This is a genomic window from Granulibacter bethesdensis CGDNIH1, assembly GCF_000014285.2.
Lineage (GTDB): Bacteria > Pseudomonadota > Alphaproteobacteria > Acetobacterales > Acetobacteraceae > Granulibacter > Granulibacter bethesdensis.
In genome coordinates, this window is record NC_008343.2 from 2,221,595 (window position 1) to 2,242,704 (window position 21,110).

Annotated in this window: 21 protein-coding genes; 9 read left to right on the forward strand and 12 right to left on the reverse strand. The window is 61.5% G+C overall.

All coding sequences use genetic code 11. The features are described 5' to 3' along the window. Positions 1–154 precede the first annotated feature (154 nt). The 4 genes from hpnA to hpnD are packed head-to-tail and all read left to right on the forward strand — an operon-like array spanning position 155 to position 4,003. Positions 155–1,189: a hopanoid-associated sugar epimerase gene (gene hpnA / locus GBCGDNIH1_RS22415; protein ID WP_011632678.1), complete on the forward strand. Its 1,035-nt coding sequence runs from the start codon at positions 155–157 to the stop codon at positions 1,187–1,189. Further along, positions 1,186–2,319 carry a glycosyltransferase gene (locus GBCGDNIH1_RS22420; protein WP_011632679.1) on the forward strand — a complete coding sequence of 378 codons (1,134 nt, stop codon included), beginning with the start codon at positions 1,186–1,188 and terminating at the stop codon, positions 2,317–2,319. The genes hpnA and GBCGDNIH1_RS22420 overlap by 4 nt, the downstream gene beginning before the upstream one ends. Further along, positions 2,316–3,158 (forward strand): squalene synthase HpnC, encoded by an 843-nt coding sequence (hpnC, locus tag GBCGDNIH1_RS22425; protein ID WP_011632680.1) that lies wholly within the window; start codon positions 2,316–2,318, stop codon positions 3,156–3,158. Before GBCGDNIH1_RS22420 ends, hpnC begins: the two co-directional genes overlap by 4 nt. Continuing rightward, entirely contained in the window at positions 3,155–4,003 is an 849-nt protein-coding gene (hpnD, locus tag GBCGDNIH1_RS22430; protein WP_011632681.1) for a presqualene diphosphate synthase HpnD, read from the forward strand. Before hpnC ends, hpnD begins: the two co-directional genes overlap by 4 nt. On the opposite strand, the gene GBCGDNIH1_RS22435 is transcribed toward hpnD, so the two are convergent. From GBCGDNIH1_RS22435 to GBCGDNIH1_RS22450, 4 genes are read right to left on the reverse strand one after another with little or no spacing between them, the layout of a single operon-like run. Continuing rightward, the gene (locus tag GBCGDNIH1_RS22435) at positions 4,000–4,254 is read right to left on the reverse strand and encodes a hypothetical protein (RefSeq protein ID WP_011632682.1); all 255 of its coding nucleotides are present in this window, start codon (positions 4,252–4,254) and stop codon (positions 4,000–4,002) included. The genes hpnD and GBCGDNIH1_RS22435 overlap by 4 nt on opposite strands. Positions 4,255–4,312: 58 nt before the next feature. Continuing rightward, on the reverse strand, positions 4,313–6,070 hold the full coding sequence (gene asnB, locus GBCGDNIH1_RS22440; RefSeq protein ID WP_011632683.1) for an asparagine synthase (glutamine-hydrolyzing): 1,758 nt from the start codon (positions 6,068–6,070) through the stop codon (positions 4,313–4,315). Then, a complete protein-coding gene (locus GBCGDNIH1_RS22445; protein WP_011632684.1) occupies positions 6,070–7,113 on the reverse strand; it encodes a glycosyltransferase in 1,044 nt (347 codons plus the stop codon). Before GBCGDNIH1_RS22445 ends, asnB begins: the two co-directional genes overlap by 1 nt. Then, positions 7,113–8,060 carry a glycosyltransferase family 9 protein gene (locus tag GBCGDNIH1_RS22450; RefSeq protein WP_011632685.1) on the reverse strand — a complete coding sequence of 316 codons (948 nt, stop codon included), beginning with the start codon at positions 8,058–8,060 and terminating at the stop codon, positions 7,113–7,115. The genes GBCGDNIH1_RS22445 and GBCGDNIH1_RS22450 overlap by 1 nt, the downstream gene beginning before the upstream one ends. Before the next feature lie 94 nt (positions 8,061–8,154). On the opposite strand from GBCGDNIH1_RS22450, the gene GBCGDNIH1_RS22455 reads away from it, so the two are divergent. Next, the gene (locus GBCGDNIH1_RS22455) at positions 8,155–8,991 is read left to right on the forward strand and encodes a YgfZ/GcvT domain-containing protein (protein ID WP_011632686.1); all 837 of its coding nucleotides are present in this window, start codon (positions 8,155–8,157) and stop codon (positions 8,989–8,991) included. Here GBCGDNIH1_RS22455 and GBCGDNIH1_RS22460 read toward each other — a convergent pair. From GBCGDNIH1_RS22460 to GBCGDNIH1_RS22485, 6 genes are read right to left on the reverse strand one after another with little or no spacing between them, the layout of a single operon-like run. After that, positions 8,973–10,586, reverse strand: a complete 1,614-nt coding sequence (locus tag GBCGDNIH1_RS22460; RefSeq protein ID WP_011632687.1) for an ABC transporter ATP-binding protein — start codon at positions 10,584–10,586, stop codon at positions 8,973–8,975. The two genes, GBCGDNIH1_RS22455 and GBCGDNIH1_RS22460, sit on opposite strands and share 19 nt — an antisense overlap. Next, on the reverse strand, positions 10,583–11,689 hold the full coding sequence (locus tag GBCGDNIH1_RS22465) for an ABC transporter permease (protein ID WP_011632688.1): 1,107 nt from the start codon (positions 11,687–11,689) through the stop codon (positions 10,583–10,585). The genes GBCGDNIH1_RS22460 and GBCGDNIH1_RS22465 overlap by 4 nt, the downstream gene beginning before the upstream one ends. Beyond that, a complete protein-coding gene (locus tag GBCGDNIH1_RS22470) occupies positions 11,689–12,774 on the reverse strand; it encodes a microcin C ABC transporter permease YejB (RefSeq protein WP_011632689.1) in 1,086 nt (361 codons plus the stop codon). Before GBCGDNIH1_RS22470 ends, GBCGDNIH1_RS22465 begins: the two co-directional genes overlap by 1 nt. Before the next feature lie 7 nt (positions 12,775–12,781). Beyond that, entirely contained in the window at positions 12,782–14,641 is a 1,860-nt protein-coding gene (locus GBCGDNIH1_RS22475) for an extracellular solute-binding protein (RefSeq protein WP_011632690.1), read from the reverse strand. 12 nt (positions 14,642–14,653) lie between these two features. Next, a complete protein-coding gene (locus tag GBCGDNIH1_RS22480) occupies positions 14,654–15,496 on the reverse strand; it encodes an inositol monophosphatase family protein (protein WP_011632691.1) in 843 nt (280 codons plus the stop codon). Between the two features lie 7 nt (positions 15,497–15,503). After that, on the reverse strand, positions 15,504–15,977 hold the full coding sequence (locus tag GBCGDNIH1_RS22485) for a c-type cytochrome (protein WP_157781204.1): 474 nt from the start codon (positions 15,975–15,977) through the stop codon (positions 15,504–15,506). A 167-nt stretch (positions 15,978–16,144) separates the two neighbouring features. On the opposite strand from GBCGDNIH1_RS22485, the gene GBCGDNIH1_RS22490 reads away from it, so the two are divergent. Next, positions 16,145–16,909 (forward strand): 3-deoxy-manno-octulosonate cytidylyltransferase, encoded by a 765-nt coding sequence (locus GBCGDNIH1_RS22490; protein WP_011632693.1) that lies wholly within the window; start codon positions 16,145–16,147, stop codon positions 16,907–16,909. Further along, a complete protein-coding gene (locus GBCGDNIH1_RS22495; RefSeq protein ID WP_011632694.1) occupies positions 16,906–17,793 on the forward strand; it encodes a prephenate dehydratase in 888 nt (295 codons plus the stop codon). Before GBCGDNIH1_RS22490 ends, GBCGDNIH1_RS22495 begins: the two co-directional genes overlap by 4 nt. A 9-nt stretch (positions 17,794–17,802) precedes the next feature. On the opposite strand, the gene GBCGDNIH1_RS22500 is transcribed toward GBCGDNIH1_RS22495, so the two are convergent. Then, positions 17,803–18,834, reverse strand: a complete 1,032-nt coding sequence (locus GBCGDNIH1_RS22500) for an alpha/beta fold hydrolase (RefSeq protein ID WP_232449648.1) — start codon at positions 18,832–18,834, stop codon at positions 17,803–17,805. Positions 18,835–18,847: 13 nt separating this feature from the next. Continuing rightward, positions 18,848–19,387 carry a hypothetical protein gene (locus GBCGDNIH1_RS25050; protein WP_232449649.1) on the reverse strand — a complete coding sequence of 180 codons (540 nt, stop codon included), beginning with the start codon at positions 19,385–19,387 and terminating at the stop codon, positions 18,848–18,850. A gap of 207 nt (positions 19,388–19,594) precedes the next feature. Here GBCGDNIH1_RS25050 and phaR point away from each other — a divergent pair, with 207 nt between their 5' ends. Further along, entirely contained in the window at positions 19,595–20,323 is a 729-nt protein-coding gene (gene phaR / locus GBCGDNIH1_RS22505; protein ID WP_011632697.1) for a polyhydroxyalkanoate synthesis repressor PhaR, read from the forward strand. A 288-nt stretch (positions 20,324–20,611) separates the two neighbouring features. Beyond that, on the forward strand, positions 20,612–21,079 hold the full coding sequence (locus GBCGDNIH1_RS22510) for a helix-turn-helix domain-containing protein (protein ID WP_050748562.1): 468 nt from the start codon (positions 20,612–20,614) through the stop codon (positions 21,077–21,079). Positions 21,080–21,110 lie beyond the last annotated feature (31 nt).

Consider the following 21,110-nt stretch of genomic DNA (forward strand, 5'->3'; position numbering starts at 1 on the left):
CCGGCAAGACGGTGCAGATATTTCTCCAGAGAGGGCAAAGCAGCATAATTTTGCCCCAATCGAAGGTCGGCTGTAGAAGGGCATCCGCACGCCAGCCGCACAGCGTGTTCACCCTTTTCAGCGGCAAGGATCACAAGCGGATGGGCAGACAGGAATGACCAGTCCGGGACGGGCCTTCATTACCGGAGCAACCGGCTTTGTCGGTTCGGCCGTCGCGCGTGCTTTGCTGCAACGAGGCTGGCAGGTCAGGCTGCTGACCCGGCGCAGCTCCGACACGCGGAACCTTGCCGGTCTCACCGCGGACATTGTGGAGGGTGATCTGCTGCAGCCCGAAAGCATCACACCCCATCTGCACGGCTGTCAGGCCCTGTTTCATGTCGCTGCCGATTACCGCATCTGGGTGCCGGAACCGGAGGCCATGATGCGTGCCAATGTCGATGGTACCGTGGCTCTGCTGCGCGCGGCTCAGGCAGCCGGAATTGAGCGAATCGTCTATTGCAGTTCCGTCGCGGCGCTGGGCCTGATTGGTGACGGCACCCCCTCCACCGAGGATACGCCGAACAGCGAGGCCAAGACTGTCGGCATCTATAAGAAATCAAAATATCGGGCCGAACAGGCTGTTCTGCGGCTGGTGGCGGAGGAAGGGGTGAGGGCAGTGATCGTCAATCCCTCCACACCGATCGGGCCGCGTGACGTAAAGCCGACACCGACCGGGCGCATGATCCGGGATGCAGCTTTGGGTAAAATGCCTGCCTATCTCGATACCGGTCTGAACGTCGTGCATGTGGATGACGTCGCGGAAGGACATCTTCTTGCCATGGAGCATGGCGTGCCGGGCGAACGCTATATTCTGGGCGGCACCGACATGCATCTGGCGGATATTCTGGCCATGGTGGCGCGGGAGACAGGACGCAAACCACCACGCATCCGGCTGAATGAAACCTTGCTGTGGCCGCTGGCGATGGCCAGCGAGACACTGGCACGTCTCACCGGAATCGAACCGCTGGTCACGCGGGATCATCTGCGCATGGCCCGCAAGAAGATGTTTTTTTCCTCCGCCAAGGCCCGCACCGCGTTCGGCTGGTCGCCCCGCCCGGCAGAGGAGGCGATTCGTGATGCCGTTTCGTGGTTCCGTCAGAACGATCCCGCTTTCATCAGACAGCGGCCCGTCAAAGGAACCGCCGCATGATCTGGCTGGCCGCCCTGAGCGCGATGATCTGGCTCTATCTGCTGTTTTTTCACGGGCAATTCTGGCAGGCCGGGCCGATCCTGCCCCTTTCCCCTCGTCCATCCACCACACCCGTCACGGTGGTCATCCCGGCAAGGGATGAGGCGGAGAGCATCGCACGCTGCCTGCGCTCCCTCGCTTTGCAGGATCATCGGGCGTTGCATGTCATTCTCGTCGACGATGCCAGCAGTGACGGCACTGGTGACATCGCCCGCGCCATCGCCGCCGAGACTTTCCCCAACCGGTTGCCCGGCTGGCTTCAGGTGATCGCGGGCAAACCGCGCCCGACCGGCTGGAGCGGCAAACTCTGGGCAGTCCATCAGGGGGTTGCCGCCGCACGGGATGATATTCTGCTGCTGACCGATGCGGATATCGAACATGCACCGGGTCATGTCGCCTCCCTGCTTGCTCAGGCAGAGAGCAAAGACCTCGATATGACGAGCGAAATGGTGGCGCTGAACGTGGAAAGCTGGCCGGAACGGGCGTTGGTGCCTGCCTTCGTGTTCTTTTTCCAGATGCTGTACCCTTTCGCGCGGGTGAATGACCCGCTCAGCGCAACAGCGGCGGCGGCAGGCGGAACGGTGATGATCCGTCGCCGGGCGCTGGAAAGGATCGGCGGAATCGAAAGCCTGCGCGGTGCCTTGATCGACGATGTGACCCTGGCGAGCAGGGTCAAAACCGGTGGCCCGATCTGGCTGGGTCATTCCGCGCTGGCTCGCTCCATCCGCCCCTATCCGCATCCCGCCGATATATGGCGGATGATTGCGCGCACTGCGTTTGTACAGTTGCGATTCTCCTGGACCCTGCTGCTGCTGACAGTGCTCGGCATGCTGATCGTCTGGATTGCACCGCCTGCCCTGACCTTTTTCGGCCATGGAGTGGCGCGCTGGCTCGGGCTTGCCGCCTGGCTCGGGGCCATGGCGAGCTATCTGCCGACCTTGAAACGCTTTGGCCTCAGCCCGCTCTGGGCGCTGGCACTGCCTGCAATCGCGGGTTTTTATACCGCCGCCACGATCGGCTCGGCCATCGACTACGCGACCGGGCGCGGAGTCCGCTGGAAAAGCCGCGCCTATACGGAGCATACCGCATGAGCGCTTCCCTGACCGAAAACAGGCCGGTCGAGATATGGTCCGGCAAAGATCAGGGGGACGAGAATTTCCCCGTCAGCCGCATCGTGCGCCGCAAATGGCGACCGCATGTGAACGCCTATTATGCTTTCGCCCGCAATGCCGACGATATTGCCGATCATCCCGATCTGTCAGCCAATGAGAAAATCAGCCGGCTGGACCTGATGGAAGCCGTTTTGCTCGGCCATGCCGATCACGGTTCCCCCACCGCCAGCCGCCTGCGCGACAGTCTGGCCTTAACCGGGATCGATCCGAGGCATGCCACCGATCTTTTAGTGGCCTTTCGTCGTGATGCCATCAAGCATCGCTATGAGAGCTGGGATGAATTGCTGGATTACTGCCGTTACTCGGCCATGCCGGTTGGCCGCTATATGCTCGATCTGCATGGCGAGTCCCTGCAGACATATCCGTCTTCGGATGCGCTCTGTGCCTCTCTTCAGGTACTGAACCATCTGCAGGATTGCGGAAAGGATCTGGCGTCTCTGGATCGCTGCTACCTGCCTGCCGACATTCTGGATGCCCATGGCGCCCGCATTGCCGATCTGCGCCGCTCCAGTTGCTCCCCCGCCTTGCGGCAGGTGCTGGATGATCTGCTCAATCGCACCGAACGGCTGAATGTCGAGGCGGCTCCCCTCTCTGGATTGACCGCAGACCGCTGGCTGCGGGTAAACGTTGCCATGATCCACCGGCTGGCTGAACGTCTGGCGCAGCGGCTGCGGCATGGCGATCCGCTGGCGCGACGCGTGAAGCTTCGTGGCATCGACATCGCTTTGAGCCTGTTTCAAGGATTGCGCGCCCTATGACCGCTTTGAGTGCCGATGCCGCCGATCTCGCCCGTGTCGAGGCCCTGACCCGTGCCTCCGGTACCTCGTTCTATCAGGGAATGAAGGTGCTGCCTGCGGATCGCCGTCTGGCAATGTATGCGATTTATGCCTTCTGCCGCATTGTGGACGATATCGCCGATGAGCCTGCCCCGATCGAGGAAAAACGCGCCGGGCTGAATGAATGGCGCGCCCGCATCACCGCCCTGTATCGTGGAGAAGCGGATGATCCCGTCACCCGCGTGCTGTTACCGGCGATCCGGACATTCCGACTACGGCAGGATGATTTCCTCGCCGTGATCGATGGAATGCAGACCGATGCCGAAACAAAGGTTGTCGCCCCCAGCTGGGCTGAGCTTGATCTGTATTGCGATCAGGTGGCTTCTGCGGTCGGCCGGCTGTCTGTCAGGGCTTTTGGCGATGAATCAGAAGACGCGGACAGGGTTGCCCATCATCTGGGCCGCGCCCTGCAATTGACCAATATCCTGCGCGATCTTCAGGAAGATGCCGCACGCGGGCGGCTTTATTTGCCACGCGAATGGCTGGTGGAAGCCGGTGTTCCCCTCGATGCGAGAGCCGCCATGGTCTCACCGGCGCTGGAGGGTGTTTGCCGCCGGGTCGTGCAGATTGCCAGGGGCCATTATGCTGATGCTTTCGCGTTCATGGCGCAATGCGACCAGCGTGCCATGCGTCCCGCCCGGCTTATGGCTGCGACGTATCGCGCCATCCTGAACCGGCTGGAACAGGCCGGATGGACTCCTCCCCGCCGGGTCAGCCTCCCCGCATGGGAAAAACTCTGGGTTCTTCTACGGCATGGGCTGGGTTAACGTCTTGATCTGAGCCGAGCGGCCACAAAAGCCACAACCGCCACAATCAGCAGAAGGCCACCCGCCATGACGATCCAGTCATGGGCGGGAAGATCAGTCCCTGGAATCCAGACCCAGCCAAACACCAGCCCCCAGATTGCCAGCACGGCCACAATACCGACAGGCAGAACCACCGCGAGATGAGACAAGGCACTCCCGGTCGTGGGAGTACCAGTCGTGCCTTCATTATCCGCTCGCCTGTTTGCAGCCATGACATTTCTCTCCCGCTTCCGATACCGCTAACGCGGGGAAACATCGTTCGGATGCGAGTCAGTCGGCCAGAACCGAAAAGACATCTCCTTCCATCGATTTCGCTTCAATATGCGCACGGTGCCACAGCGCGTAGAACAGCAGGATCCAGGCGGCAAATCCCTCCCTGCGCCCATGTGCATGGCGGAACAGACTGACCACGCGATCAGGGCGGGCGATGGCCTGAATACATCTCTGCCGTGCCACCAGCGGCCCGAGCTCCTGCCCCCGCGCAGCGATCCAGGCGGCAACCGGCACGGTAAAGCCCTGCTTGGCTGCAAAAGGTCTTGCCTGAGGGCTGTGCCGCTCCAGCCAGCGACGGAGAATGTATTTGCCTTTGCCATCCTGAACCTTCAACCGGTCCGGCAGACGGAAAGCAGCGGCGGCAACGCCGGGATCGAGCAGCGGAGTGCGTCCCTCCACCCCATGAGCCATCAGACAGCGATCCAGCTTCAGCAGCAGATCATGCGGCAGCCAGTCTGTCATGTCGGTTTCCTGTGCCGCTGCAAGGCGTGAGCGCAACGGAGAAACATGACTTTCAGCAGCCGCAATTCCGTCCCGCCAGCCGGGTGGAATGGCATGCAGTACATCCAGACCATCGAAATGCCCTTTCGATCGCATGACCCGCCCGCCACGCCACCATGGGCGCATCGCGCTGCGATACCGTCCATAGCCGCCGAACAACTCGTCTCCTCCCTCACCGGAGAGGACAACCTTCACGTCCTCTCTTGCCCGGCGCGCCAGAAACCAGGTGGGGATGATCGCATAATCCGCCGCGGGATCGTCCATGCAGGCCACGATCTCCGGCAGATGCTGCCAGACCATTGATTGCGTTACCGTCACGGTACGGTGCCGTGCGCCTGCCGCCGCCGCCAATGCAGCAGCATGCTCACGCTCATCAGCCGCGCCGGGCACGTCAAATCCGGCCGTGAAAGCCAAGACCGGGCTGTCATTCAGCCGTGCCATCAGGCTCAGCACCGTGGCGCTGTCGATGCCTCCTGACAGAAACATGCCATAAGGCACATCCGCACGCTGATGCAGTGCCACGCTTTCTTCCAGGGCGGCATCCAGACGCGCCAATGCCTCATCCTCCCCGATCTCCTCGGCGGGGCCTTCGGGCAGGGCGCTGATGCGGCGGCGATCCAGAATCTGCCCGTCGCGGCAGATCAGCGTCTCGCCCGGCAACACGCGCTGAATACCCGGAAAAATCGTATCTGCTCCGGTGGTGAACTGAAGCTGAAGCAGCTCGTTACGCTGGGCATCGGCCACATCGCGTTTGACCAGACCGGCGTCGAGCAGGGCCGAGGGTTGGGAGGCAAAGGCCACCCCCCCTGCCAGCCGGGCCACGTAAAGCGGCTTGATCCCGAACGGATCGCGGCTCAAAGTGACTGTACGTGCGGCCCGCTCATGGATCGCGATGGCATACATGCCGCGCAGTCTGACAGCGTAATCAGGCCCCTCCCGCAACCAGAGATGCAAGGGCGGCTCGCAATCGCTGCCGGTCGAGAACGACACGTCCGGCATCGCTTCACGCAGCGCAAGATCGTTATAAATCTCGCCATTGGCCACCAGGGCCGAGGAGCCGGCGAAAATCGGCTGATCGCCCCCTTCCGGATCGACAATGGCCAGACGGGTATGCACCATCGCCACCCGGCCGATCTGGGTATGGCCGCTGCCATCCGGCCCACGATGGTGCAAGGCGGTGGCCAGATCGCCCAACAGGGAAGGATCAGGCGACGCCTGCCCGGAAGCCATGATAACGCCCGCAATACCGCACATCAGCGTCCTGCCTTTTCCGGAGCCGCATGGCGCTGCAACCAGTCCAGCCAGCGCGCCAGCACCGGTGCCTCCGCATAATCCCGCTCAAACCGGCGGCGCCCGGACGCAGCCAGACGATGAGCGAGCGCCGAATCCTCCAGCACGGTGGCAATGGCGGAGGCCAGCGCATCGACATCATCAACAGGAGAAAGCAGCCCATCCTCGCCCGTCTGGATCAGCTCGCGCGGACCGTCAGCGGCGGTTGCGACAACCGGGCAAGTTGCCGACCATCCCTCGATCACCACATTCCCGAGCGGCTCATGGCGGGAGGGACAGACCAGCATGTCGGCCATGGCCAGCAATGCGCCCGTATCACTGCGCCAGCCGGGCATGTACAGCCGATCCTCGACCCCCATTTTGCGGGCCAGATCGGTCAGGGCCTCCCGCTCCGGCCCCTCCCCGGCGATCAGGGCGTGGACTCCGGGCAGATGGCGCAGGGCACAGATCAGGGTATCGAACCCCTTGTTTCTGTGCAGCCTGCCCAACGCCAGCACCAGAGGCACATGGGGAGGAATCTTCATCTCCGCCCGGTCAGCAGCGGGGATACGGCTGAAATCATTGGCGAAATTCGGCAGGTAATGCACCCGATCCTCCGGCCAGCCCTGCTGCACCATCCAACGGGTCAGGCCCACCGTATTGCCGATCAGATGCTGACAGCGGCGGTAATAACCAAGGTCATAGTAACCACCCAGCCGCCCTGCCAGCGTCCAGTCACCAGATGGGGCAAAGCGCGCGGCACGGCTCATCCACGCAATGGCGATCTGGGGTGCAAAAGCGCGTAGCTGGCTGCGCAGCCTCACTCCGGTGCGGATGTCGAATAAACCGCCGAACGCCATCTGTACCGGCTTCAGCCCTGCCTTCATCAAACGGGTGGCCCGCGCCGGTTCAGTGCGGATGCAGGGCAGAACCTGCACACCAGAGCGATACAAGGCAATACTCAGACGTTCGAAAAACAATTCCGCCCCGCCCTGAGGCGCGCCTGCCATGATCTGGGCCACACGCATCATGCACTCTCCCGCATCACGACACCTGCCATACCCGGTCTGAGCCATCCGGGCTGACGAAGCAGTTCCTCTGCCGCAGTGACGACTTTATCCACTGTCAGAGCCTCCATCGGCGCTTCCCCTGGAGAACCATCGGCCATGACCGCAGCCGCGTGGCGCCCGGCAGGAGCATATTCCGCGGCAGGAGTCGGACCGAACAGGCCCAGAGTGGGGATACCCGATGCTGCCGAAAGATGCATCAGACCGGAATCATTACCAACAAACAGCGCACAACGCGACAGGCAGGCAGCCGCTTCGGGCAGGCTCACGGCACCGGCGAGATCAATCGCGCCCGGAATCGCCGCCAGGACCGGATGGGCGAGCGCCCGTTCCTTCTCCCCCGGCCCAGCCAGCACAGCAATCCGCAATGCCGGTTGCCCGGCCCGCATCCTGCCGGCCAGCGCTACGAAGCGCTCAGCAGGCCAGAGCTTGCCATCCCAGTTGGCTGTCGGCCCCAGCGCCAGCACCGGGCTACCTTCCGGGATCAACGTGGCGGCGCGCGCTTCATCCTCCGGTCCGAACCAGACCACCGGCGCAATCGGCGTCCTGATCCCCAATGCTCCGGCCAGATGAATCAGCCTGTGTCCAGGACGGCGACCGCCACGCATGATGAAACGCCGTCGCGCCGGGATCGTCAGGGAGAGCGCCGAGCCACGCAGATCAACCACCATATCCCACCAGCGTGGCGCAACCTGCCGCCATAACGCGAACCAATGCCCATTCCGCGGACGTTTTTCCACGATGATAGTGGCATCCCGGCGTGGCATGCGCAGAAACACACCCTCAGCCGCGGGGCCGCAGGCGATGGTAAAACGGGCTTCCGGGAAAGCCCGGCCGAGATAATCAAGCAACGCGGTAGAAAGCACGGCATCGCCGATTCGCGTCGCCGTGACGAAAAGAATACGCATGGCCTCCTTTTAACACCGGATCAGACCGGCTCGACCATATCCGCATGAAAAATGCTCTCTTGCCCTGCCTCGCACGGCACGCCACATCTGCCGCATGACACAGGAAAACGCCTGCTCCGCCCTGCTGCCCCACCGCGCCGTTCTGGCCGTGACCGGGGAAGATCGTGTGACATTCCTTCAGGGGCTGGTCTCGAACGATGTGACTCTGACCGCGCCCGGACAGGCCATCTGGGCGGCTATGCTGACGCCGCAGGGCAAATGGATCGCCGATTTCTTCATCTTCTCCGATGGACAACGCCTGTTGCTGGATGTCGAGGCCACACAGGCTGCCATGCTGATACAGAAGCTCAGCCGGTTCCGTCTGCGTGCCCGGGTCGCGATCAGTGCAGAATCTGATCTGCACGTCCATGCCGGATGGGGCAGCGCACCCATCCCTGCCGGTTCCGTCTGCGTCGCCCCTGACCCGAGGCTGCCCGAAGCCGGCTGGCGTGCCCTTACGGGAGCCGGAATTCTGCCGGAGGGGGATGCCGCCGCCTATGACACGCATCGTTTGTCACTCGGCCTGCCGGATGGCAGCGCCGATCTGGAAGCAGAGAAAACCGTGCTGCTGGAAGCCGGGTTTGACGAGCTGAACGGCATTTCCTGGACCAAAGGCTGCTATATGGGACAGGAACTGACGGCCCGCACCCGCTATCGCGGCCTGCTGAAACGCAGGCTGGTGCCCGTCACGGGACATGCCCCCCTGCCCCCCCGAGAAACCCCGCTGATGCAGGATGGCAAGGAGGTCGGGACCATGCGGTCCTCCCGCGGGAAGACAGGCCTTGCGATCCTGCGGCTCGAAGCGCTGCATGCGCCTGTTCAGGCTGGAGATCAGAGTCTGACCCCTGCCCCCGCGCCCTGGATGAGACTGGCTCAGCCGGACGGAACCTGAAAAGCCGCCGCAATCAGGCTGCGCGTATAAGGATCGGCGGGACGCTCGAAAATCGCCGCCGTCTCCCCTTCCTCGACCACAACGCCGCGTCGCAGAACCGCAACACGGTGCGCAAGGGCGCGCACAACACGCAAATCATGGCTGATAAACAGATATCCCATGCCGTAGCGGGCCTGTAATCCGCGCAGCAGGGTGACGATCTGCGCCTGCACGGACATATCCAGAGCACTGGTCGGCTCATCCAGCACGATGAAGCGCGGCTGCAACACCAACGCACGGGCAATGGCGATACGCTGGCGCTGGCCGCCGCTGAATTCATGCGGATAGCGTTCCGCCGCGTCTTTCGGCAGGCCGACTTCTTCCAGCGCCCGCGCAACCCGTGCTTCCCGCTCTGTGCGTTTCTGATGGGGTTCATGCACGGCCAGACCTTCACCGATGATCTCCCGCACACTCATCCGGGGGGAGAGACTGCCGAACGGATCCTGAAACACGATCTGCATATCGCGTCGCAACGGGCGCAAGCTGCGTTCCCCCAACCCCTGCAGATCATGCCCGGCAAAGCGGATCACCCCTTCCGAAGGTTGCAGACGCAGCAGAGCCTGACCAATGGTCGATTTGCCCGACCCGGATTCTCCGACCAGCCCGAGCGTTTCACCTTCCCGCACCGTCAGTGTCACGTCATCTACCGCCCTGACCTGCCCGGTAACACGCCGCAACAGACCGCCACGGATCGGGAAATACACTTTCAGATTGCGCGCCGATGCCAGTCCCGGCGGTGACCCCGGCAAGGGAGAGGCCGTCCCCGTTGGCTCCGCATCCAGCAGCATCCTGGTGTAGGGATGGGCAGGGGTGGAAAATACATCCTTCACCGCTCCCTGCTCGACGATCTCTCCATGCCGCATGACGCAGACACGGTCGGCGTGGCGGCGCACAACGGTGAGGTCATGGGTGATCAACAGCAGACCCAGCTGACGCGCCCGTTTCTGCTCCGCCAGCAGATCGAGGATCTGGGCCTGAATCGTGACATCCAGCGCAGTGGTCGGCTCATCGGCAATCAGCAGAGCCGGATCGTTGGCCAGCGCCATCGCAATCATGACGCGCTGGCGTTGCCCCCCTGAAAGCTGATGCGGAAAAGCATGCAGACGCGTTTCCGCATCCGCGAAACCGGCCTGACGCAGCAGATGTGCGACCGCCGCCTTATCCGGCTTGCGGCCATGCAGCGCCAGAGCCTCGCCCACTTGTCGCCCGATCCGGTGAAGCGGATTCAGGCTCGTCATCGGCTCCTGAAAGATCATCCCGGCCACGCCACCGCGCATCTGCCGCAAGACCGCCGGGGCGGCTCCGATCATCGGCACGCCATCCAGCGCGATCCGGCCGGAGCACAGCGCCCCATCCGGCAGAAGTTGCAGGATCGACAACGCGGTCAGCGACTTGCCGGAGCCGGACTCTCCTACCAGCGCCAGTGTCTCACCACGCCGAACCGAGAAAGAGACGCGCCTGACCACCTCCCTCGTCGCAAACCGCACCGATAGATCGGCAATCTCCAGCAGGGTCTGTGCGGGGGTGTCAGGATGCGAATCGTGTGACGGTCTCATTCCGCCTCCTCCATGCGGGCCGCCTCCTCCATGCGGGATGCGGAGAGGGGAGGCGCCGGCAAGGCACCGATATGCTTGCGCGGATCAAAAGCATCCCGCACCGCCTCGCCCATGAACACAAGCAGGGTCAGGATCGCGCCGAGCACGAAAAACGCCGTCAGACCAAGCCAGGGCGCGCTGACATTGTTTTTGCCCTGCAACACCAGCTCTCCCAGCGAGGGCGACCCGGGCGGCATGCCGAACCCCAGAAAATCCAGACTGGCCAGCACCGTGACGGAGCCGGACAGCGTGAAAGGCAGAAAGGTCAGCACCGCCACCATCGCATTGGGCAGGATATGACGCGCCATGATCCGCGCATCGGACACACCAAGCGCCCGTGCGGCGCGCACATAATCCAGTGCCCGTCCGCGCAGGAACTCCGCCCGCACCACACCGGTCAGTGCCATCCAGCTGAACAGCAAAAGGAACAACAGCAATATCCAGAAACCCGGCTCGATGATGCTGCCCAGAATGATCAGCAGATAAAGCTGCGGCATCCCCGACCAGATTTCGATGAAACGCTGGAACGCCAGATCGACCAGACCGCCATAATATCCCTGCACAGCGCCTGCCGCAATGCCGACAAAACTGGAAACCACCGTCAGGGCAAAGCCGAACAGAACCGACAGACGAAACCCGTAAATCACGTTCGCCAGCACATCCCGCGCACGATCATCGGTGCCAAGCCAGTTACGGCGATCCGGTGGCGTCGGCGCAGAGGTCTTCAGATCCTTGATGGTGGTATCATAGCGAAACGGAATCAGCGGCCAGATGGCCCAGCCTTTTGCATGGATGGCCCGCATGACCTCCGGATCGGTATAATCGGCTTCGGTCGGCAGAAAATCGGACCCGAACGTGTCCTCATTCAGATTTTGCAACACCGGTACATACCAATGCCCGTCGAAACGCAGCAGCAAAGGGCGATCATTGGCAACGAACTCCGCAAACAGGCAGATCGTGAACAGGACGGCAAAAATCCATGTCGACCAGTAACCCCGCCGGTTGGAACGGAATGCCATCCAGCGGCGCTGCGCCTGCGTCACTGGCACGTCGCCGTTTTTCATCAGGAACGGCCCTCGAAATCAATGCGAGGATCGACCGCCGTGTACATCAGATCACCGACAATCTGCATCAGCAACCCGATCAGCGTGAAGATATACAGCGTCCCGAACATCACCGGATAATCACGGCGAATAGCCGCATCGAAGCCGAGCAGACCCAGCCCGTCCAGCGAGAACACGATCTCGATCAGCAGAGCGGAGGAAAACAGGATGCTCACAAAGGCCGCCGGAAAACCGGAGACAATCAGCAGCATCGCATTCCGAAAAACATGCCCGTACAACACGCGATTTTCACTGGCGCCCTTTGCGCGGGCGGTCAGGACATACTGTTTCCTGATTTCCTCGATAAAGCAGTTCCGCGTCAGCAGGGTCAGACTGGCAAAACCGCCCACCACCAGCGCGATCGTCGGCAAAACCATATGCCAGCCATAATCGAGCACCCGACTGACAAAACTCCAGTTTTCCGCCCCTTCACTGGTGAGACCACGCAGCGGAAACCACTGTACGAACGAGCCGCCCGCAAACAGCACCGCCAGCAACACGGCAAACAGAAAACCGGGAATTGCGTATCCAATCAGTACAACCATAGAGGTTACCACGTCGAAACGGGTTCCCTCACGCGTGGCCTTGGCGATCCCGAGCGGGATCGAGACCAGATAGACCAGCAATGTGGACCATAATCCAAGCGAGATACTGACCGGCAGGCGTGTCATCACCAGATGCAGCACGCTCTGCCCACGAAAAAAACTCTGCCCGAAATCGAATTGCAGATAGCCTTTCAGCATCAGCCAGAAGCGCGTCAAAGGCGGTTTGTCGAAACCGAACATGCCTTTGATATCCTGCAACAGATGCGGATCAAGCCCGGCATCGCCACGATAACGGCCGGCAAGGCTTGTCGATTGTGCGACCTCCGCGCCACCGCCGGTCAACCGGCCCATCGCACCACCCCCACCATGGCCTTTCAGTTCGGCAATCACCTGTTCCACCGGTCCGCCAGGCGCGAACTGCACGACAGCGAAGTTGATCGCGATAATACCGAACAGCGTCGGCAGAACCAGCAACAGACGCCGCAAGATATAGCCGGTCATGCGTCGATCAGCCTTTTGCGGGGGACACAGCCCACCATGAATCCAGCGCAAATCCACTGCGCACCGGTTTGTCGACATGCGCGAAGCGGTTCCAGTATGCAACGTTCATGGTCGCCGCCGTCCAGTTCGGCATGATATACCAACCCCACAGCAGCACCCGATCCAACGCACGGCAGGCCGTAATCTGGCTGGCGCGATCAGGCGCGGTGATGACTTTGGCAACCAGCGCATCCACCACCGGGCTGGAGACACCCATCAGATTGTTGCTGCCCTTTTCCTTCGCACTGGCACTGCTCCAGAAACCGATCTGCTCGTTGCCCGGGCTGTCGGATTCCGGAAACTGCATCAACGCCATGTCGAAGTTGAACTCTTCCTGCAAATGCTGCGCCTGCGCCGGGTCCACACTACGGATACGCGCGTCGATCCCGAGTTTGGCGAGAGACTGCGTATAAGGCAGCAGTACCCGCTCGAAAGGCGGATTATCCAGCAAAATCTCGAAAGACAATTGCTGCCCGCCGGCATCGACCAGCTTGCCCTCCCTGACCGTCCAGCCGGCCTCTTTCAACAAGGTAAGGCAGTGGCGCAGGACATCGCGATTATTGCCGGAGCCATCCGTCACCGGAAGCGTATATGGCTCCGTGAACAGACGCGGCGGGAGCTGAGTCCGGAACGGTTCCAGCAGAGCCAGCTCCTCCTTCGACGGCAGTCCGGAGGACGCGCATTCCGTGAAGGTGTAATAGGATTTCAGCCGCTGATAACGGCCATAAAACAGATTTTTGTTCGCCCACTCGAAATCGAAGGCACAGACGATGGCCTCGCGGACACGCGGGTCACTGAACTTGCTCAGGCGCGTATTCATCCCGAACCCGACCATGCCGAATGGCAGGTTCCAGGGCAGTTGTTCCCGCTTGATCCGACCCTCCTTCACCGCCGGAAAATCATAGCCGGTGGCCCATTGGCGGGCGATATTTTCGACCCGGATATCCACCTGTCCGGCCTTGAATGCTTCAAACGCGATGGTCGGATCGCGAAAAAATTCCGTGCGCATGCGATCGAAATTATAAAGTCCCCGCCCTGTCGGCAGGTTGGCGGCCCACCAGTCCTTCACCCGCTCCAGCGTCAGACTGCGGCCGAAATCCACTTTCCCGACCTGATACGGTCCGGAGCCGAGCGGCGGCTCCGTCAGGGGTTGGGTGAAGTCGCGCTTTTCCCACCAATGTTTCGGCAATACCGAAAGCTGTCCGATGATCAGCGGTAACTCACGGTTCTGATCGGTGCGGAAATGAAACACCACACGGTGGGGACCCTGTGCTTCCGCTTTCTCGACATCGGCATAGTAGGCACGCTGTTGCGGACGGCCATGCTTCATCAGCGTCTCGAACGTCCAGGCCACGTCCTCCGCCGTCAGCTTATGTCCGTCATGGAAACACGCCTCCGGCCTCAGCTCGAACGCGACCGAGCGGCGATCCGCCGCGATCTCGATCACCTGTGCGAGATGGGCATAGCCGGTTTCAGGCTCATCCGCCGTGCTGACCAGCAACGTATCCCACACCGCACCGACCGGACCGGCAACGCCGCGCAGAATGAACGGGTTGAGACTGTCGAAACTGCCTATTTCCGCCTGCACAATCTCGCCGCCCTTGGGAGCATCGGGATTGGCATAGGGGAAGTTCTTGAAATCCGCCGGCAGTTGCGGCGCTCCCACCGTGGTCACGGCATGCGTGCGCACCACGCCCGGCGGCAGGTCACGCAGAAACTGCGCCCCCGCCCGACGCATGGTGCCGGGCATCAGGAACAGGGCCGGAGAGATGGCTCCGGCAGTCAGGCCAGTGGTCAGGCCGGTGGTCAATAAACTGCGGCGGCGCATGGCATCGGTTCCTTATTTCGTACGCATGCCGGAAGAAGATTCGGACAGGGCTGCAACGGCCTGCGGCAGCAGGGCCGGATCGCCCACCGCCAGCGTACGGCCCGAGCCGTGCTCGGAGAGAGGTTCACCGGACCAGCAGGTCATGCGCCCACCCGCCCCCTCCACCACCGGCAGCAGGGCAGCCCAGTCCCAGACTTTCAGATCCGCTTCGGCCACGATGTCGATCTGCCCCAGCGCCAGCAGCCCATACGCATAACAATCGCCGCCCCAGCTCACCCGGCGGGCATGGCGGGCGAAAGATTGCCAGCGGGGCAGGTCATTGCCGAACATCTCCGGGCTGGTGGCGGAAAGCTCGGCATCTTCCAGCCGGGCGCAGGGTCTGATGCCGACCTGCCCCCCGAAAGAACCGGTGAAACGTGTGGGATGCACGACATCATCCGAGGTCAGGGCACGTTCGCCGATCCAGCGTTCTCCGGTGACCGGCTGGTCAATCAGGCCCAGCACGGGTTCGCCGCGCCACATCAGCCCGATCAGCGTGCCGAAAGTCGGTCGACCGGTGATAAAGGCGCGGGTGCCGTCGATAGGATCGAGCACCCAGCGGAAATCGGCCTCTGGACGTTCCAGCCCGTATTCCTCGCCCAGAATGCCGTGATCGGGAAAAGCATCGGCAATCAGCCGCCGCATCACCTCCTCCGCCTTGCGGTCGGCGATGGTGACCGGGGACTGGTCGGATTTCAGCGCCGCATCCAGCCGGGTACGAAACAGCGGCCTGATCACGGAGGCCGCTTTATCGGCGGCGGCCTCGGCAACGGCAATCAGACGGTCACGCAGAGAACGGTCGAGGGGAGAACTCATCGGGCACTCACGGTTGCCCGGACTGCCGTATGGAAGCCGGCGGCAGACCGGAAATGACGCGCAGATAGGCTATGATGTCAGCTCTTTCCCGATCATCCTTCACCCCGGCAAACGACATACGGGTACCGGGAGCAAAAGCGGACGGCCGGAAAAGCCAGGCATTGAGGGAGTCCGTATCCCATTGTCCGTGCATCTCTTTCAAGGCATGGGAATAGTGAAAACCGGGAACCGACGCACGTTCCCGCCCTATCACGCCGCGCAAGGGCGGCGCCACGGTGCGGGCATCGGGCGATCCTGTCAAAGCGTGACAACGGTGACAATGCCGTTCGGCGGCCACCTCGCCCTTCGCCGGATCAGCGCTGGCCATCAGCAAGGCGATCGAGGGCACCGGAACCGGGGTTTCATCCCCCCACATGGCCGGCAACAGGCACCATCCGGCGAGCGTAAGCGCTGCCGCGCCGAACGCCACTGCCCAGATCATGACCGATTTCATACCTGTCCCACCTCGTACAAACCCGTTCTTCCCCCCAACGGGTCATTCCCAGCGCCCCGCTTCTGGCTTAAAGGCCTGCTTTCTGTCTAACACGGATAATCGCATCGTCGCAGGCCATCTGGTCATGATCATGGCGACGCGTCAGGATCGACCGCATGACCCCTCTCATCGTCATTCCCAGCCGCATGGGATCGAGCCGCCTGCCCGGCAAACCTCTCGCCGATCTCAACGGGCGCCCGATGATCCTGCATGTGCTGGACCGGGCGATGGAGGCCGGGATCGGGCCGGTGGCTGTCGCCTGCGCAGAAGAAGAAATCGCCGCCGCCGTGCGCGCCGCAGGGGGAACCGCCATCCTGACCGATCCGGACCTGCCCGCCGGGACCGACCGTGTGCATGCGGCACTTGGCGTGCTCGATCCGGAGATGCGATATAATGCGGTGGTCAATCTTCAGGGCGATCTGCCCACCATCCCGCCGGACATGATCAGCACGGTGCTGAAGCCTCTGCGCAGCCCGACTTTCGACATCGCTACGCTGGTGGCGGAAATCACCACTGAGGAAGAGCGGACCTCCCCCGCCGTGGTCAAGGCCGTCTGCGCTTTTCCCGATCCGTCCGGCACCGTTGCTCCGGCACTGTATTTCTCCCGTGCGGCGGTCCCATCAGGACCGGGATCGCTCTGGCATCATATCGGCATTTATGCCTATCGGCGTACCGCGCTGGACCGGTTTGTCTCCCTGCCTGAAAGCCCGCTGGAAAAACGCGAGAAGCTGGAACAGCTGCGTGCGTTGGAAGCAGGCATGCGGATTGGCTGCGCCCGCGTCGAGCACGCGCCCTTCGGCGTCGATACGCCGGACGACCTGGAACGCGCCCGCGCGGTGCTCCGCACCTGGTCATCCTCCGTCACGGAGCCTTCGGCATGAACCCTTTCCCCCCTGCACCACCTGCCGCGTCCTATCGCGGTCCGATCGCGTTTCAAGGGCAACCCGGTGCCTATTCCGACCTCGCCTGCCGTGCCGCCTATCCGCATCTGAACACCTTGCCCTGCCCGACTTTCGAAGCCGTGATCGAGGCCGTCCGCGACGGACGGGCCGATCTGGCCATGCTGCCTTGCGAGAACACATTGGCCGGCCGGGTGCCGGATATTCACTCCCTGTTGCCTGCCAGCGGGCTGTTCATCGTCGGCGAGCATTTCCAGCGCGTGGAGCATGCCCTGCTGGCCCCACATGGCGCGACGCTGGAAACGCTGAAACGGGCCCGATCCCACGCAGTGGCACTGGGTCAGGTCCGTAACATCCTGCGCGATCTGGGGCTTGAAGCCGTCGTGGAAGCCGATACCGCAGGCGCTGCAAAGCTGGTTGCCGAACTGGGGGGTACCGAGGATGCCGCCATCGCCTCCCCCCTCGCCGCCGAAATTTACGGCCTGAATATCCTGCGCCGGAATGTCGAGGATGCAGCCCATAATACGACCCGCTTTTACGTCGTCTCGACCGCCGCCGCGCCGCCAGAGCCGGAACGCAGCGATACCATGACCACCTTTGTCTTTCGCGTGCGCAACATCCCGGCCGCGCTCTACAAGGCGCTGGGAGGGTTCGCTACCAACGGTATCAATCTGATCAAGCTGGAAAGCTATATGCTGGATGGTGCCTTCACCGCTACACAGTTCCTGTGCGATGTGATCGGTCATCCCGAACAGCCGCCGCTCCGCCGGGCGCTTGAAGAACTTGGTTTTTTCAGCCGGGAAGTGAAAATCCTCGGCGTCTATCCCTCCGCCCCCCAGCGTGGGATCACCGAACCAGCCGAATAAGCCGGAAACTCAGACAGTTCCCAGCCAACGTAGCAGAGGCTGCCACAGCACAGCCTCTGCCGAGCGGCCCGCCGTCATGCCGATATGGCCCGCCTCCATCCGGTGCAGCAACGCACCAGGGATAAGCTGTGCCAGCTTCAGGGCGCTGGCGGGCGGCACAATCCGGTCCCGGGATGGAACAGCCACAAAAGCCGGACAGTGCAAGGCGGCGGGATCAACCACATGCCCTGCCACTTTCCATCCGCCTTGTGCCGGCAGATTGTCGCAATACCAGCCATTCACCACCTCCTGAGCCACCGGGGCCGCAAGGGAGATCCCGTCATTGAGCCAGTCCTCCAGCGCCACGAAATGGTCGGCACGCGGATGATCCTGCGGCAGGCGACCAAAAGCACGGTATTTATCCGCAACCGCAAACGGCTCAATCAACGCAAACATAATCTGGAGAATATCCACCGGCAGACAGCCGTACTGTTTCAGTATTCCCCCCAGAACAGGCTGCAACGCAGCACTCAGACGCTGATGCTCCGGCCCGGCCGCATGGAAATCCCAGGGAGTGGCCAACAGTGCAAGCGCCCGCACCGCCTCCGGACGGCGCAGAGACGCAGCGAGAGCCAACAGGCCCCCCATACAATATCCAGCCATGACCACAGCCTGATCCGTCAGATCGGCAATAGCCTGCACAGCGCGATCCAGACGGCCCGCAATATAGTCGGTCAGACCGAAATGCTGTTCAGTTTCCCCCGGCCCGCCCCATTCCAGCAGAAAGACGCGATACCCGGCCTGAGCCAGCCGATCCATCAGGGAATAACCCGGTGCCAGATCGAGTACATAGCCGCGATTGATCAAACTGGGGACCAGCAAAACAGGCGGCAAATGGCCGGAACCCGGCGCAGGGTGCCGCAGAACCGTGCTTCCCCCCTCCCGCCAGATCACCTGTCTCGGCGGAGCATGGCGATAATAAGGATGCCGGCGATACGCCGCTACACCCGCGATCAGAGCCGCATCACGCTGAAGAGACTCGGTCCAGACCGCTTGCTCCAACAGTGGAGAAAATTCAGTTTTTCCCGCCGCTCTCCCGTGATGAAGCCTTTCGACCACGAGGTTTTGCAGCAGCTTTTCCGCCATCTCCGCCGCCTGCGGCGTTTTCCAGGCGGGCCAGCCGCTTTTCCAGCTCTGCAACCCTGCCAAGGAGAAACCGGAGCGCATCATCGCGAGGGTCAGATGCAGGCCGAGCGGCCGTGGGCCGCTGCGGTGCATGGGGCGCGGCTGCTCCGGCCTGTCTGCCGGATCGGGACTGTTGTGATCCACTTTCTTCTCCGCCCGCCTGTCCCGGCTCCTGCTGATAGCCACGCTCCTGCGAGGCTTTCAGAGCAGCCTGCATGGTTTCCATCGACTGTGCTGCCATGGCCGACCAATTCTGCGCCAGAGCCTGCCATGCAGACAAAGAGTCCGGATCACTGGCACGTGCCGATAATTCGCTCTGCCACAGATCGACCCAGTCACGGGCAAAATCAGCGGTGGATGTCGAATCGGACGTCGTCCCGGATCCGCTTCCTTCCGTCGACGGTCCTGCCCCCGTGTCGTTTCCCGCCATGAATCACCCATTTCTTCCAATGAGGAAAGATCGTGCTTGCCACAATGTGACAGATGCGAGAATACCGGCCAGCGATGCTTCTTGTTTCGCTCAGGATTTAAAACCGGTCATCACGGCTCCTCCCGGCTGCGCTATAAGCACAGCATATACTTCTGGCCCCGCTGACGCCCTCCCGGTAACGTCGATGCAGGCCCCGCAGAGCAGAGTATGTCCATGCCCAACCCGCGTCCCGCTTCTTCCCGTGCTGCTGGACGCCCGTCCAGGTCCGTCAAAAACGCCTCTATGCATCACGTGGCGCAGGCGAATGGGGAAGCAGCACCGGACCAGGATGATTCCCAGGATGATTCCCATGGGGCCCCGCCACCCGTCATTATCAAGAAATACGCCAACCGCCGCCTCTATAATACCGAGACATCCTGTTACATCACGCTTGAAAATCTGGCCGACATGGTCCGCACGGGGCGCGAATTCTCCGTCTTCGATGCCAAAAGCGGCGAAGACATCACAAGAAGCGTTCTGACCCAGATTATCGTCGACGAAGAAAACAAGGGGCGGGCCATGCTGCCTACCACCTTCCTCCGGCAGTTGATCGGGTTTTATGGGGATAGCCTGCAATCCATTGTGCCCCGCTACCTTGAGGAAGCCATGAGCACCTTTGCCCATCAGCAACAGCAGATGCGCAGTGCAGTACAACACACTATGGGCAGCTTTTTCCCGTTCGCTTCCAGCAGTACTCTGGAAGAAGTCAGCCGTCAGAATATGGCCATGATTGAAAAAGCCATGAGTCTTTTCAATCCATTCTATAAAGGACCGGAGACTCCGGTCTCAGAAAAACAGGATGAGCGTTTCTCTGCCGATCAAGAGATCATTCAACTAAAAGAAGAAATAAAAGCTCTCAAAGATCAACTAAAGAAAGCACAAAGCAATTTTAAATAACGATTATAAGGTGACTACCTTTATTGAATGACAAAATTCACAAGAACGTGATTGTATTAATGGAGAACACTTATCAATTTATTGTCTTTGTTACGCTCGTTTTGATCGATCTGGTTGCAAGCCATCCCACCTGAACTCTTCTCTGAACCCCTCCCAGATATTGAAGGGTCAAATCCGGCAGTGTCCGACAGGAATTGAAACATGCAGTCTTCTACTAATCATATCGCACAGGATGCAGAACACCTGCCCCAGCCGAACCCGGCATATCCTGTTGCTGATGAAGGAAGCATTCTTGCTGTAACCTCGCGAACCGCTTCAGGCGGTCGCGCCGCAGCCAGGGCCAGTGATGCAGACAGGCATGTGGGCAATCGCATCAGGGAGCGCAGGGTCATGCTCGGGCTGTCCCAGCAGCAGCTGGCCCAGATGATTGGCGTGACCTATCAGCAAGCCCATAAATATGAGCGCGGGCTGAACCGCATTTCAGCGGGTCGGCTTTATCAGATATCGCATGTGCTGAATGTGCCGATTTCCTGGTTCTTTGATGGCTTTGCTACTGAAAGCAAAACAGCCGATCTGACGACGCGGCAGCGCATGTGCCTCGAACTTGCACGCAACTTTGCAGCGATCGACAACGAGAAGCATCAGGAAGCCCTCAGCCAGATGGCACGGGCATTGGCCGCACAGTCCGTGGCCAATAAAATGGCACAGGATGGTTACGCCACGGCTCTGGAAGAATCACGCGAAGAAGTTGCCTGACGGCGTCAATACTCTGGCATCGCCGAGTGGC